Annotated in this window: 11 protein-coding genes; 9 read left to right on the forward strand and 2 right to left on the reverse strand. The window is 65.0% G+C overall.

The window, feature by feature from the left end; all coding sequences use genetic code 11:
• Positions 1-267: 267 nt before the first annotated feature.
• Together QA642_RS01895 and QA642_RS01900 are read right to left on the reverse strand one after the other, a co-directional pair.
• Positions 268-2838, reverse strand: a complete 2571-nt coding sequence (locus QA642_RS01895) for an FtsX-like permease family protein (protein WP_283083135.1) — start codon at positions 2836-2838, stop codon at positions 268-270.
• Positions 2835-3557, reverse strand: coding sequence for an ABC transporter ATP-binding protein (locus QA642_RS01900; protein ID WP_092217832.1), 723 nt, complete (start codon positions 3555-3557; stop codon positions 2835-2837). The genes QA642_RS01895 and QA642_RS01900 overlap by 4 nt, the downstream gene beginning before the upstream one ends.
• A 55-nt stretch (positions 3558-3612) precedes the next feature.
• On the opposite strand from QA642_RS01900, the gene QA642_RS01905 reads away from it, so the two are divergent.
• The 9 genes from QA642_RS01905 to odhB all read left to right on the forward strand — a co-directional run bounded on the left by QA642_RS01905 (position 3613) and on the right by odhB (position 14805).
• Positions 3613-4248: an arylesterase gene (locus QA642_RS01905; protein WP_283083136.1), complete on the forward strand. Its 636-nt coding sequence runs from the start codon at positions 3613-3615 to the stop codon at positions 4246-4248.
• A gap of 174 nt (positions 4249-4422) precedes the next feature.
• A complete protein-coding gene (gene thpR / locus QA642_RS01910) occupies positions 4423-4959 on the forward strand; it encodes an RNA 2',3'-cyclic phosphodiesterase (protein ID WP_027561862.1) in 537 nt (178 codons plus the stop codon).
• Between the two features lie 122 nt (positions 4960-5081).
• Complete coding sequence (gene zapE, locus QA642_RS01915; protein ID WP_283083137.1) at positions 5082-6266, forward strand: cell division protein ZapE; 1185 nt, start codon at positions 5082-5084, stop codon at positions 6264-6266.
• Positions 6267-6507: 241 nt separating this feature from the next.
• Positions 6508-7476, forward strand: a complete 969-nt coding sequence (mdh, locus tag QA642_RS01920; RefSeq protein ID WP_008145224.1) for a malate dehydrogenase — start codon at positions 6508-6510, stop codon at positions 7474-7476.
• A gap of 220 nt (positions 7477-7696) precedes the next feature.
• Positions 7697-8893, forward strand: coding sequence for an ADP-forming succinate--CoA ligase subunit beta (gene sucC, locus QA642_RS01925; protein WP_283083138.1), 1197 nt, complete (start codon positions 7697-7699; stop codon positions 8891-8893).
• A gap of 4 nt (positions 8894-8897) precedes the next feature.
• Positions 8898-9377 carry a DUF1579 family protein gene (locus QA642_RS01930; protein WP_283083139.1) on the forward strand — a complete coding sequence of 160 codons (480 nt, stop codon included), beginning with the start codon at positions 8898-8900 and terminating at the stop codon, positions 9375-9377.
• Between the two features lie 36 nt (positions 9378-9413).
• A complete protein-coding gene (sucD, locus tag QA642_RS01935; RefSeq protein ID WP_283083140.1) occupies positions 9414-10298 on the forward strand; it encodes a succinate--CoA ligase subunit alpha in 885 nt (294 codons plus the stop codon).
• Positions 10299-10435: 137 nt separating this feature from the next.
• Positions 10436-13405, forward strand: coding sequence for a 2-oxoglutarate dehydrogenase E1 component (locus QA642_RS01940; protein WP_283083141.1), 2970 nt, complete (start codon positions 10436-10438; stop codon positions 13403-13405).
• A gap of 158 nt (positions 13406-13563) precedes the next feature.
• The gene (gene odhB, locus QA642_RS01945) at positions 13564-14805 is read left to right on the forward strand and encodes a 2-oxoglutarate dehydrogenase complex dihydrolipoyllysine-residue succinyltransferase (RefSeq protein ID WP_283083142.1); all 1242 of its coding nucleotides are present in this window, start codon (positions 13564-13566) and stop codon (positions 14803-14805) included.
• Positions 14806-14816: the final 11 nt, after the last annotated feature.

The raw sequence follows: 14816 nt of genomic DNA on the forward strand, positions 1-14816 counted from the left end.
CGAATTCCCGTTGGTTGGCCGGTCCGGCATGAGGGTCGCCATGCCGCCGGTTCGTCAAGTTCTATCCGGATACCCAGGTCTGCCGACATTAAATTTGGCTAACAATCGGGGGCTCCGAACCCATTCGATATGTGGGAAACTAACACATTCGCTGCAACCGTCCACGCGCGGCTGAATGTCGCCCTCGGGCACAATCCTGGCGAGCGGACGTGGTTAATCGCAGGAATCGTGCGATTCCGCTACCGCACGGCCCCCCGCTACATTTTGTCACAAATTCCGCAACACCGTAGCCGGCTTTTTGTTCAACGCCAGCAGCGTGCCGGCAAGCCCCAGCCCCACGGTGACGACCAGTGCGGCCGCGACCACGCCGGCGGCGCTGCCGGCCTGCCAGACGAAGCTCAGGGTCATCAGCCGCGTCACGATCATCCAGGCGGCGATACTACCGGCGATCACGCCGAACACCGCGGTGGCGAGCCCGATCAGGAGGTATTCGAGGGCATAGGCGCCGAGCAGCCGCAGCCGGGTTGCACCCAGCGTCTTCAGGATCACCGCATCATAGACCCGGTGGCGGTGGCCGGCGGCGAGCGCCCCGCCCAGCACCAGGATCGCCGAGATCAGGGTCACGGCGCTGGCGCCGCGGATCGCCAGCGCAAGGTTGGTCACGACCGAGCCGACCGTCTCCATCACCTCGCGCACGCGCACGCTCGTCACCATCGGATAGGCATCCGCAACCTGCTTGATGATCTTGCCGTCGCCGGCCGCATCGCCCCCGGTTTCGGTCAGCGTCGCGATGTGGGTGTGCGGCGCGCCCTTGAAGGCGTTCGGCGAGAACACCAGCACGAAATTGATGCCCATGCCCTGCCAGTCGATGGTGCGCAGATTGCCGATTTTGGCGGGAATGTCGCGGCCGAGCACGTTGACGACTATCTCGTCGCCGAGCTTGAGGTCGAGCCCGTCGGCGATCTTCTTCTCCATCGAGACCAGCAGTGGACCGGAATAGTCGGGGCCCCACCATTGGCCCTCGACCACCTTGGAGCCCTTCGGCAGCTCGGCGGTATAGGTCAGGCCGCGGTCGCTTTGCAGCACCCACTCCGAATCCGTGGTGGGCTTGAGGTCCTCGGCGCGGACCCCGCGGGCGGCGACGATGCGCCCACGCAGCATCGGCACGTCCTCGACCTTCGCGCCGGGCGCGATCTGCCGCAGATAATCGTCGAACTGCTCGGCCTGCGTGCTCGGGATGTCGATGAAGAAGAACGAGGGGGCACGATCAGGGAGCGCCGCCAGGAACTGCCGGCGTAGATTGCCGTCGATCTGGGTGATGGTGACGAGCACGGCCAGTCCGAGACCGAGCGACAGCACCACCGAGGGCGTCAGCGCGCCGGGCCGGTGGATGTTGGCGATCGCCAGCCGCAGCATCGGCAGCCGCGTCCGCGGCAGGCGCCGCGCAATTCCCATCAGCAGCGCGGCGATGCCGCGCAGCAGGGCGAATACGACGACGGAGGAGGCCACGAACACCGCGGCGATGCGCTTGTCGAACGAAAGCCCGATCACGACCGCGACGAGCAGCGCGATCACGACGCCCATGAACACGAGATAGCTCGCGCGTGGCCGGTGCCATTCGGAGCTGATGGTGTCGCGGAACAGCGCGGCGACAGGCACGTCGTGCACCCGCCCGAGCGGCCACAGGCCGAACGCGAGCGCGGTGAGCAGGCCGTAGACGAAGGACAGCGCGAGCTCGTCGGCATGCACGGCCGGCACTACCGGCAGCGGCAGCAATTTTCCGAACAGGCCGACGATCGCGAACGGCATGGCGGCGCCGAGCGCAAGGCCGATCACCGAGCCGATGGCGGCGAGCAGGAGCACCTGCGCGAGGTAAATGCCGAAGACGTCGCGGCCGGTGGCGCCGACCGCCTTGAAGGCGGCGATCACCTCGAGCTTGCGGTCGATATGGCTCTTCACGGCATTGGCGACGCCGACGCCGCCGACCAGCAGCGCGGCGAGGCCGACCAGCGTCAGGAACTGCGTGAAACGGTTGATGTTGCGCCCGAGCTGCGGCGAGGCGTTGGAGCGGCTGCGAATCTCCCAGCCGGCCTGCGGCGCCGCGTTGCGCGCATCGTTGATGAAGGCTTCGGTGGCGCGCTCGCTGTTGGCGCCATCGGGCAGCTTCACCCGGTAGACCCAGCGCACCAGGCTGCCGGGCTGGATCAGGCCGGTGGCGCGCAGGCCGGCCTCGCTGATCAAAAAGCGCGGGCCGAAGCCGATGCCGCCGGCGAGCTTATCCGGCTCGGCCTCGACGGTGGAGCGGATCTGGAAGGTGGCCGAGCCGATGGTGACGCGGTCGCCGGTCTTGAGGGACAGTCGCGCCAGCAGCGTCGGATCGGCCGCCGCGCCGAACGCGCCGTCGCGCTCGGCGAGCAGATCCGAGAGCGGCATCGGCGGGGACAGCGTCAGCTGGCCCAGCATCGGATAGGTGTCGTCCACCGCCTTCATCTCGACCAGCGCGAGCTTGCCCTCGGACGAGCGCGCCATGCCGCGCAGAGTCGCGGCGGTCGAGACGGTGCCCCGCGAGCGCAGGAAGCTGACCTCGTCGGGCTTGGCCTCGCGCTGGAACAGCACGAAGGAGACATCGCCGCCGAGCAACGTGCGGCCCTCGCGGGCGAGGCCGTCGGAGAGGCTCGCCGACACCGAGCCGACGCCGGCGATGGCCATCACGCCAAGCGCGATGCAGGCGATGAAGACGTAGAAGCCGCGCAGGCCGCCGCGCAATTCGCGCAATGCGTAACGCAGCGACAGCGCGACGGCGCTCGGCTTCGCGAACGGTTCGGCGACAGTGCTCATGCCGGCGCGGTCTGCGTGTCGATGCGGCCGGAGCGCAGGCGGATCACGCGATCGCAGCGATGCGCCAGCGAGGAATCGTGCGTGACCAGCACCAAGGTCATGCCGCGCTCGGCATGCTTGCTGAACAAGAGATCGACGATCTGCTTGCCGGTGGCTTCGTCGAGATTTCCGGTCGGCTCGTCGGCGACGAGGATGGCGGGATCAGGCGCCAGCGCGCGGGCGAGCGCGACGCGCTGCTGCTCGCCGCCGGACAGCTGCGTCGGATAATGATGCAGGCGGTCGCCGAGCCCAACCGATTGCAGCTCCTGTGCCGCGCGCTTGGCCGCATCGGGATTGCCGGCGAGCTCGAGCGGCACGGCGACGTTCTCCAGCGCCGTCATGGTCGGGATCAGATGGAAGGACTGGAATACGATGCCGACCTGTCGGCCGCGGAAGCGGGCCAGCGCGTCCTCGTCGAGGGCATTGAAAGGCGTGCCGTTCACCACCACCTCTCCGCTATCAGGACGCTCCAACCCCGCCATCACCATCAGCAGCGTGGATTTGCCCGAGCCTGACGGGCCGATCAGGCCGATCGTCTCGCTACGGCCGACCCGCAGGCTGATATCCTTGAGAATGTGAACGCGTGCCGCGCCCGTACCCAATGAGAGATTGACGTTGGAGATGGCGATGGTGTCCGACGAGGTGTCGGCAAGCGAAGAGGGATCGATGCGAGTGTCCATGGTCCGGTCATATGGCAAGTCCGCACGCGCGGTCGAGAGGCGTTGCGGATTCTTCATGCACATAGCCGTGTTGATGCTCGCTTTGATGACGATGGCGAACCCGGCCTGGGCGGACGCGACAAAGCCGGTCAAGCTTGTCGTTCTCGGCGATTCTTTAAGCGCCGGCCTCGGCCTCCCGGGCCAGGAGGCATTCCCTATAAAACTTCAAAAAGCCTTGCAAGCCAAGGGTATAACCGTCGACATGACCAATGCGGGGGTGTCCGGCGACACCTCCTCCGGCGGCCGCGACCGGCTCGACTGGTCGGTGCCCGACGGAACCGATGGCGTGATCGTCGAGCTCGGCGCCAACGACGCGCTGCGCGGCATCGATCCCGACTTGACGCGCAAAGCGCTGACCGACATCGTTGCGCGTCTGAAGGAGCGCAAGATCCCGGTGATGCTGTGCGGCATGCTGGCGCCGCCGAATTACGGCGCCGAATATGCTGCGCGCTTTAATTCGATTTATCCGGATCTGGCGAAAACATTCGACGTGCCGCTCTATCCGTTCTTCCTCGATGGCGTCGCGGCCGACGCCAAGCTCAACCAGGCCGACGGCATTCATCCGACAGCGGCCGGCGTCGACATCATCGTCGGCAGGATCATGCCCACCGTGGAGGCATTCGTTGGCACGATCCACGAGCAACGACGTTGAAAAACAGGCAGCGCTAACCCTAATTCCCAGGGTTTTCCCGGGGTGAGGCGCGGCATGCTTCGCAGAGTCACACAACTGCGATAGGAATCAGGGTACCGGTGATTCGTCGCCGGCTCTAATTTGGATATGGTCCTTGCCTCGAGGGCCGTACCCAAGCATCGGGAGTGCTGAACGATGCCGCGTTTGTTCACTGGTCTGGAAATTCCGGCCGAGATCGGCCAGTCGCTTTCCAATCTCAGGGGCGGCCTTCCCGGCGCCCGGTGGATCGATCCCGAAAATTATCACGTCACCTTGCGCTTCATCGGCGATATCGACGGCGCCTCCGCCAACGAGATCGCCTCGATGCTGTTTCGCGTCGACCGCAAGCCGTTCGAGGTGAAGGTGCAGGGCCTGACCAGCTTCGGCGGCCGCAAGCCGCGCGCGGTGGTCGCCACCATCGCGCCGAGCAAGCCGCTGATGGAATTGCAGGCCGAGCTCGAACGCATGATGCAGCGGATCGGTCTCGACCCCGAGGGACGCAAGTTCATCCCGCACGTCACGCTGGCTCGTTTGCATGACGCCACCGACCGCGACGTCGCGGACTATCTCTCGATCCGTGGCTACTTCCCGAGCAAGGCCTTCATGGCCGAACGTTTTGTCTTGTTCTCGTCGCGCGCATCGACCGGCGGCGGTCCGTATGTCGTCGAGGACGCCTACGAGTTGTGTGAGTAGCGCCGACGCCGCGATGTACGAAATAGTGGGTCCGCACGCCGCTGCGTCCGGGACACGGAACGCATAGGCCCCGCACCAATTCACGGCTTGCAATTTCCGCCCATCTCTGGCGGTAAAGAGCCATGCTCTCCACCCCGAACTCCTCATTCCGCGAGGCCTACCAGGCCCAGATCGCATCCGGCGCGATCGAGCCCGATGCCGCGCAGGCCGAGGTCGCCGAGGCCTATGCGGCGCTCGACCTGCGGCTTGCGAACTACAAGCCGCAGCGCAAGCAGGGCCTGCTCAGCCGCCTGTTCAGCAGCGACAAGGACGATGCGCCGCGCGGGCTCTACATCCATGGCGAGGTCGGCCGCGGCAAGACCATGTTGATGGATCTGTTCTTTCAGCAATCGAGCGTCGAGTACAAGCGCCGCGCGCATTTCCACGAATTCATGGCGGAAGCGCATGAGCGCATCTACGACTATCGCCAGAGCATCGCGCGCGGCGAGATAGCCGATGGCGACGTCATCGCGCTGACCGCGACCGCGATCTTCGAGGAGAGCTGGCTGCTCTGCTTCGACGAATTCCACGTCACCGACATTGCCGACGCGATGATCCTGGGACGCCTCTTCGCCAAATTGTTCGAGCTCGGCACCGTTGTGGTTGCGACCTCCAACGTCGCGCCCGACGATCTCTACAAGGGCGGCCTGAACCGGTCGCTGTTCCTGCCCTTCATCAAGCAGATCACCGACCACATGGACGTCGCGCGGCTCGACGCCCGCACCGACTTCCGCCTGGAGAAGCTCCAGGGCGTGCCGATGTGGCTGACGCCGGCGGATGGCGATGCGGACGCCGCGCTCGACCGCGCCTGGTCGAAGATGACCGGCAACGCCAAATGCAAGTCGCGCGATATTTCGATCAAGGGCCGCACCCTGCACGTGCCCTGCTCGGCCCATGGCGTGGCGCGCTTCAGTTTCGCCAATCTCTGCGAGAAGCCGCTCGGGGCATCCGACTATCTCCGGCTCGCGCACGACTACCACACCATCCTGGTCGACCATATTCCAGTGATGGACTTCTCCCAGCGCAACGCCGCCAAGCGCTTCATCACGCTGATCGATACGCTCTATGACAATGCCGTGAAGCTGATGGCCTCGGCGGACGCCAACCCGATCTCGCTCTACCTCGGCACCGAGGGCAACGAGGCCATGGAGTTCAAGCGGACCGCCTCGCGCTTGATCGAGATGAGCTCGGAATCCTATCTGGCGCTGGCCCACGGCCGCAAGGATTCCACCGCCAGCGGCTCCACCAAGGGGCTGGTGGAGACTTAAGTCCTATCTCCGCCCGTCATTCCGGGGCGCGCGAAGCGCGAGCCCGGAATCCATACTCCCGATGGTGGTTATGGATTCCGGGCCTGCGCCTGTCGGCGCATCCCGGAATGACGGCGTAGAGTTTGCTGGCCGGATTCTCAGCAAGCCCGACAAATGGGCATCCACCGACTTGAACGAGGGAGGCGAAAGGGATAACCACCCATCAGTTTTCCCTCCTTACGTGTCTAAAGGACAGGTTCACATGGCGCGCGACAAGATTGCTTTGATTGGCTCCGGTCAGATCGGCGGAACGCTGGCTCATCTCATCGGCCTGAAAGAACTGGGCGACGTGGTGATGTTCGACATCGCCGAAGGCGTGCCGCAGGGCAAGGCGCTCGACATCGCACAGTCCTCGCCGGTCGACGGTTTCGACGCGCATTACACCGGCGCCAATTCCTACGAAGCGCTCGACAACGCCAAGGTCTGCATCGTCACCGCCGGCGTGCCGCGCAAGCCCGGCATGAGCCGCGACGATCTCCTCTCCATCAACCTCAAGGTCATGGAGCAGGTCGGTGCCGGCATCAAGAAGTACGCCCCCGACGCCTTCGTCATCTGCATCACCAACCCGCTCGACGCGATGGTCTGGGCGCTGCAGAAGGCCTCGGGCCTGCCGCACAAGAAGGTCGTCGGCATGGCCGGCGTGCTCGACTCCGCGCGCTTCCGCTACTTCCTGGCCGACGAGTTCAACGTCTCGGTCGAGGACGTCACCGCCTTCGTGCTCGGCGGCCATGGCGACACCATGGTGCCGCTGGTGAAGTACTCCACCGTCGCCGGCATCCCGCTGCCCGACCTCGTCAAGATGGGCTGGACCTCGCAGGCGCGCCTCGACGAGATCGTCGACCGCACCCGCAACGGCGGCGCCGAGATCGTCAACCTGCTCAAGACCGGCTCGGCCTTCTACGCGCCGGCCGCGTCGGCGATCGCGATGGCCGAGAGCTATCTGCGTGACAAGAAGCGCGTGCTGCCCTCTGCCGCCTATCTCAATGGCGAATACGGCGTGAAGGACATGTATGTCGGCGTGCCCGTCGTGATCGGCTCCAAGGGCGTCGAGCGCGTCGTCGAGATCGAGCTCGCCGGCAAGGACCGCGAGGCCTTCGACAAGTCGGTCGGCGCGGTGCAGGGCCTGGTTGACGCCTGCAAGAAGATCGCACCCGATCTTCTCGGCCGCTAAGGCGCAAACAATCCCGCCGAAGACCGAAACCCGGTCTTCGGCGGTTTCACTTCCGGGGCCCGGCTGACCGGGCGGGCTTTCGGCAAGTTCAGCAATTCCGCAGTCCAGAGATCTCGAAGTCAAAGAATCCGGGTTGCAGTTCCTGTGGTATATGGTATGCCAGCCACAAGACTGAGGTGGGCCCATGGGGTCACCGCCCGCGGGTTCAGGGAGCGACCATATGAATATCCATGAATATCAGGCCAAAGCGCTGCTGGGTGAGTTCGGCGTACCGATCTCCAAGGGCGTCCCGGTTCTCAAGGCCGCCGACGCGGAGGCCGCCGCCAAGGCGCTGCCCGGTCCGGTCTATGTCGTGAAGAGCCAGATCCACGCCGGCGGCCGCGGCAAGGGCAAGTTCAAGGAAGCCTCAGCCGGCGACAAGGGCGGCGTCCGCATCGCCAAGTCGGCTGCCGAGGTCTCCGAGTTCGCCAAGCAGATGCTGGGCGCGACGCTGGTGACCGTGCAGACCGGCTCCGCCGGCAAGCAGGTCAACCGCCTCTACATCGAGGACGGCTCCGACATCGACAAGGAGTTCTATCTCTCGATCCTGGTCGACCGCGAGACCTCGCGCGTCTCCTTCGTCGTCTCGACCGAAGGCGGCGTCAACATCGAGGACGTCGCGCACAATACCCCTGAGAAGATCGTGACCTTCTCGGTCGATCCCGCGACCGGCATCATGGGCCATCACGGCCGCACCGTCGCCAATGCGCTGAAGCTCTCCGGTGACCTCGCCAAGCAGGCCGAAAAGCTCACCGCCCAGCTCTACGCGGCCTTCGTCGCCAAGGACATGTCGATGCTGGAGATCAACCCGCTGGTCGTGACCAAGCAGGGCCAGCTCCGCGTGCTCGACGCCAAGGTGTCGTTCGACGACAACGCGCTGTTCCGTCATCCCGAGGTGCTCGCGCTGCGCGACGAGACCGAGGAAGACGCCAAGGAAATCGAGGCGTCCAAGTACGACCTCAACTACGTCACGCTCGACGGCAACATCGGCTGCATGGTCAACGGCGCCGGTCTCGCCATGGCGACCATGGACATCATCAAGCTCTACGGCATGTCGCCGGCGAACTTCCTCGACGTCGGCGGCAGCGCCAGCAAGGAGAAGGTCGCGGCCGCGTTCAAGATCATCACCGCCGATCCCAACGTGAAGGGCATCCTGGTCAACATCTTCGGCGGCATCATGAAGTGCGACGTGATCGCCGAGGGCGTCACGGCTGCGGTTCGTGAGGTCGGCCTCAGCGTGCCGCTGGTGGTCCGCCTCGAAGGCACCAATGTCGAGCTCGGCAAGAAGATCATCCGTGAATCCGGCCTGAACGTGGTGCCGGCCGACAATCTCGACGACGCCGCGCAGAAGATCGTGAAGGCCGTCAAGGGAGGCTAAGGCCATGGCCCAGGACCATCTCGCCGCATCATCTCCGCTTGCAGAGCATGCGCGTCTCGCCGCGTTCGCCGGCGAATGGGATGGCGAAGAGACGGTCTTCCCGTCGCGCTGGACCAAAGGCGGACCGGCGACCTCGCGCACCGTCGCGCGCATGGATCTCAACGGGTTCTACCTGATCCAGGACTCGGTGCAGATGCGTGACGGCAAGCAGGTCTTCGCGACCCACGGCATCTTCACCTACGATCGTGACGACCGGACCTACAAACTGTTCTGGTACGACTCGCTCGGCTACACGCCGCCCTCGCCCGCTTCCGGCGGGTGGGTCGGCAAGACCCTGACGCTGGTGCGCGGCTCGCTGCGCGGCAATGCGCGCCACGTCTACGAGATCATCGACGACAATTCCTATTCGTTGAAGATCCAGTTCTCGCCGGACGCGGAAGGCTGGGCTGACGTCCTCACCGGCGTCTACCGCCGCATCCACTGACCCTCTCACTCTGTTAGTTTCGCGAAAGCAGACCTCATGTCCATCCTGATCGACAAGAACACCAAGGTCATCTGCCAGGGCTTCACCGGCAAGAACGGCACCTTCCATTCCGAGGCTGCGCTCGCCTATGGCACCAAGATGGTCGGCGGCACCTCGCCCGGCAAAGGCGGCTCGACCCATCTGAACCTGCCGGTGTTCGACACCGTCCGTGAGGCGCGCGAGAAGACCGGCGCGGATGCGTCGGTGATCTATGTGCCGCCGCCGGGCGCGGCCGATGCGATCTGCGAAGCCATCGACGCCGAGATCCCGCTGATCGTCTGCATCACCGAAGGCATTCCCGTCATCGACATGGTGCGCGTGAAGCGCTCGCTGGCCGGCTCCAAGTCGCGCCTGATCGGGCCGAACTGCCCGGGCGTCATGACCGCCGGCGAGTGCAAGATCGGCATCATGCCCGCCAACATCTTCAAGACCGGCTCGGTCGGCATCGTCTCCCGCTCCGGCACGCTGACTTACGAAGCCGTGTTCCAGACCTCCCAGGAAGGCCTCGGCCAGACCACCGCGGTCGGCATCGGCGGCGATCCGGTCAAGGGCACCGAGTTCATCGACGTGCTCGAAATGCTGCTGGCCGATCCCAAGACGGAATCGATCATCATGATCGGCGAGATCGGCGGTTCCGCCGAGGAGGACGCCGCCCAGTTCCTCAAGGACGAGGCCAAGCGTGGCCGCAAGAAGCCGATGGTCGGCTTCATCGCCGGCGTCACCGCACCTCCCGGCCGCCGCATGGGCCATGCTGGCGCGATCATCTCGGGCGGCAAGGGCGACGCCGGTTCCAAGACCGAAGCGATGCAATCGGCCGGAATTACCGTCTCTCCGTCGCCCGCACGCCTCGGTCACACGCTTGCCGAAAAGTTGAAAGGCTAATTCACTTCTTCGTGCTTTTCCGGGCGAAGTTTCGCAGCAAATAGGGTAAATGGTGCCGGTCGCGTCGGGCCTCTGCCGGGGAGCCCGACGCCAGCGCCGTTTGTTATGCGCGAACCGAAATCGCCAGGAACTCAAGTATGTCTCGCCAGGACGCGAACGCAGCCTTTGCCCTCTCTTCGTTTTTGCAGGGCACCAACGCCACCTACATCGACGAAATCTACGCCCGCTACGAGAAGGACCCGTCCTCGGTCGATGCCGAGTGGCAGGAGTTCTTCAAGAGCCTCAATGACCAGCCGGGCGACGTCCGCAAGAACGCGGAAGGCCCGTCCTGGGAGCGCGACAACTGGCCGCTGACCCCGAACGACGACCTGACCTCCGCCCTCGACGGCAACTGGGCTGAGGTCGAGAAGGCGGTCGGTGCCAAGATCGCCGCCAGGGCGCAGGCCAAGGCAGGCGACAAGGGCGCCGACATCTCCTCCGCCGACGTGCTTCAGGCGACGCGCGACTCCGTCCGCGCCCTGATGCTGATCCGCTCCTACCGCATGCGCGGCCACTTCCACGCCAAGCTCGATCCGCTCGGCATCGAAGCCCAGCGCAACCGCGAAGAACTCGATCCCCGCACTTACGGCTTCAGCGAAGCTGACTTCGACCGCAAGATCTTCCTCGACCATGTGCTCGGCCTTGAATTCGGCACGCTGCGCGAGATCACCGCGATCTGCGAGCGCACCTACTGCCAGACGCTCGGCGTCGAGTTCATGCATATCAGCAATGCCGCGCAGAAGGCCTGGATCCAGGAGCGGATCGAGGGACCCGATAAGGAGATCTCGTTCACTCCTGAAGGTCGTCGCGCCATCCTGACGAAGCTGGTCGAAGCCGAGGGTTTCGAAAAGTTCTGCGACACCAAGTTCACCGGCACCAAGCGCTTCGGACTCGATGGCGGTGAAGCGCTGATCCCCGCGCTCGAGCAGATCATCAAGCGCGGCGGCAATCTCGGCGTGAAGGAAATCGTGCTCGGCATGCCGCATCGCGGCCGCCTCAACGTGCTGACGCAGGTGTTGGGCAAGGCCCATCGCGCGCTGTTCCACGAGTTCAAGGGCGGCTCGGCCAATCCCGACGCGGTCGAAGGCTCGGGCGACGTCAAGTACCACCTCGGCGCCTCATCGGACCGCGAGTTCGACGGCAACCGCATCCATCTGTCGCTCACGGCCAACCCCTCGCATCTCGAGATCGTCGATCCCGTCGTGCTCGGCAAGGTCCGCGCCAAGCAGGACCAGCACGGCGATCCGCCGGATATGCGCATCTCCGTGATGCCGCTCCTGATGCACGGCGACGCCGCGTTCGCCGGCCAGGGTGTGGTCGCGGAGTGCTTTGGCCTCTCGGACCTGAAGGGCTACCGCACCGGTGGCTCCGTGCACTTCATCGTCAACAACCAGATCGGTTTCACCACCTATCCGCGTTACTCGCGCTCCTCGCCCTATCCGTCGGATGTGGCGAAGATGATCGACGCCCCGATCTTCCACGTGAACGGCGACGATCCGGAAGCCGTCGTGTTCGCCGCCAAGGTGGCCACCGAATTCCGGCAGAAGTTCCACAAGCCGGTCGTCATCGACATGTGGTGCTATCGCCGTTACGGCCACAACGAGGGCGACGAGCCCGCGTTCACCCAGCCGGTGATGTACAAGCGGATCGCGGCCCATCCCTCGACCCTCACCCTCTACTCCAAGCGCCTGATCGCCGAAGGCGTTGTCACCGAGGGCGAGGTCGACAAGCTGAAGGCCGACTGGCGCTCGCGGCTCGATGCCGAGTTCGAGGCCGGCACCTCCTACAAGCCGAACAAGGCCGATTGGCTCGACGGCAAGTGGTCCGGCTTCAAGATCGCCGACCAGGAAGAGGATGCGCGGCGCGGCGTCACCGGCGTCGACATCGCCACGCTGAAGGATATCGGCCGCAAGATCACCAAGGTGCCGGATGGCTTCCGCGTTCACCGCACCATCCAGCGTTTCCTCGATAACCGCTCGAAGGCGATCGACACCGGCGCCGGTATCGACTGGGCGACCGGCGAAGCGCTGGCGTTCTGCTCGCTGCTCAATGAAAACCATCACGTCCGCCTGTCCGGACAGGATTCGGAGCGCGGCACCTTCTCGCAGCGCCACTCGGTCCTGATCGACCAGGAAGACGAGAGCCGCTACACGCCGTTCAACCATCTCGGCCACGAGCAGGGCCATTACGAGGTCATCAACTCGTTGCTGTCGGAAGAAGCCGTGCTCGGCTTCGAATACGGCTACTCGCTCGCCGAGCCGAACACGCTGACGCTGTGGGAAGCCCAGTTCGGCGACTTCGCCAACGGCGCGCAGGTCGTGTTCGACCAGTTCATCTCCTCGGGCGAACGCAAATGGCTGCGCATGTCCGGCCTCGTCTGCCTTCTGCCGCACGGCTATGAGGGCCAGGGACCGGAGCACTCCTCGGCGCGCCTCGAGCGTTACTTGCAGATGTGCGCGGAAGACAACATGCAGGTGGTCTACCCGACCACGCCGGCGAACTATTTCCACGTGCTGCGCCGCCAGCTGCATCGCGAGATCCGCAAGCCGCTGATCCTGATGACGCCGAAGTCGCTGCTGCGCCACAAGCGGGCGGTGTCGCGTCTCGAAGAGCTGGCGAAGGGTACGACCTTCCACCGCATCCTCTATGATGACGCCCAGATGCAGCCGAACGAGGCGATCAAGCTCGTTCCGGACGAGAAGATCCGCCGCATCGTGCTGTGCTCCGGCAAGGTCTATTACGACCTCTACGAGGAGCGCGAGAAGCGCGGTATCGACGACATCTATCTGATGCGCGTCGAGCAGCTCTATCCGGTGCCGCTGAAGGCGCTGGTGGCCGAGCTGTCGCGTTTCAAGAAGGCCGAGATGGTGTGGTGCCAGGAAGAGCCCCGCAACATGGGTGCCTGGCACTTCATCGAGCCCTATCTGGAATGGGTGCTGAACCAGGTGAACGGTGTGAGCCGGCGTCCGCGTTATGTCGGCCGCGCCGCTTCCGCCGCGACCGCGACTGGTCTGATGTCCAAGCATCAGGCGCAGTTGAAGGCATTCCTGGACGAAGCACTGAGCTAGACAATTTGGACTGAGTCATGCCCCGCGAAAGCGGGGCATCCAGTACTCCGCGCCGTTTGTGATGATCACCAACGTCTCGGCGTACTGGATCGCCCGCTTTCGCGGGCGATGACATTTGAAATTCATGACCGCATTGGCGATCCCTTAAGGAAAAGACCATGACTGAAATTCGTGTGCCGACGCTCGGCGAATCCGTCACCGAGGCCACCATCGGCCGCTGGTTCAAGAAGGCCGGCGATCCCGTCGCTGTCGACGAGCCCTTGGTGGAGCTCGAGACCGACAAGGTCACCATCGAGGTCCCGGCGCCCTCGGCGGGCACGCTGAGCGAGATCATCGCCGCCGATGGCGCGACCGTTGCGGTCGGCGCGCTGCTCGGCCAGATCACCGACGGTGCCGGCGCCGCCAAGCCCGCCGCCGCGCCTGCCAAGCCTGCTGCAGCTCCGGCTCCCGCCGCTGCTGCTCCCGCGCCTGCTCCGGCCGCGAAGGCGCCGCCGGCCGATGCGCCGCTCGCCCCGTCTGTGCGCAGGATTTCGGCCGAGAGCGGCATCGACGCTTCCACCGTTCCGGGCTCCGGCAAGGACGGCCGCGTCACCAAGGGCGACATGCTGGCTGCGATCGAGCGTGCGGCCTCCGCGCCGACGCCGGTCAACCAGCCCGCCGCCGCCGTTCAGGTGCGTGCGCCGTCGCCGGCCGATGACGCCGCCCGCGAAGAGCGCGTCAAGATGACCCGCCTGCGCCAGACCATCGCGCGCCGCCTCAAGGACGTGCAGAACACCGCGGCCATGCTCACGACCTTCAACGAGGTCGACATGACCAACGTCATGGCGCTGCGTGCCCACTACAAGGACGCGTTCGAGAAGAAGCATGGCGCCAAGCTCGGCTTCATGGGCTTCTTCACCAAGGCCGTCGTGCAGGCGCTGAAGGACATCCCGGCCGTCAACGCCGAGATCGACGGCACCGACCTGATCTACAAGAATTACTATCACATCGGCGTCGCCGTCGGCACCGACAAGGGCCTCGTCGTGCCCGTGGTGCGCGACTGCGACCACAAGTCGATCTCCGACATCGAGAAGGGCATCGCCGATTTCGGCCGCCGCGCCCGTGACGGCCAGCTCAAGATCGACGAGATGCAGGGTGGTACCTTCACCATCACCAATGGCGGCATCTACGGCTCGCTGATGTCGACCCCGATCCTGAACGCGCCGCAGTCCGGCATCTTGGGCATGCACAAGATCCAGGAGCGGCCGATGGTCGTCGGCGGCAAGATCGAGGTCCGCCCGATGATGTACCTGGCGCTGTCCTACGATCACCGCGTCATCGACGGCAAGGAAGCCGTCACCTTCCTGGTTCGCGTCAAGGAGAGCCTAGAAGATCCGGCGCGCCTGGTGCTCGATCTCTGATCCCTGATGCT

The organism is Bradyrhizobium sp. CB2312, from assembly GCF_029714425.1.
In the GTDB taxonomy this organism is placed as follows: domain Bacteria; phylum Pseudomonadota; class Alphaproteobacteria; order Rhizobiales; family Xanthobacteraceae; genus Bradyrhizobium.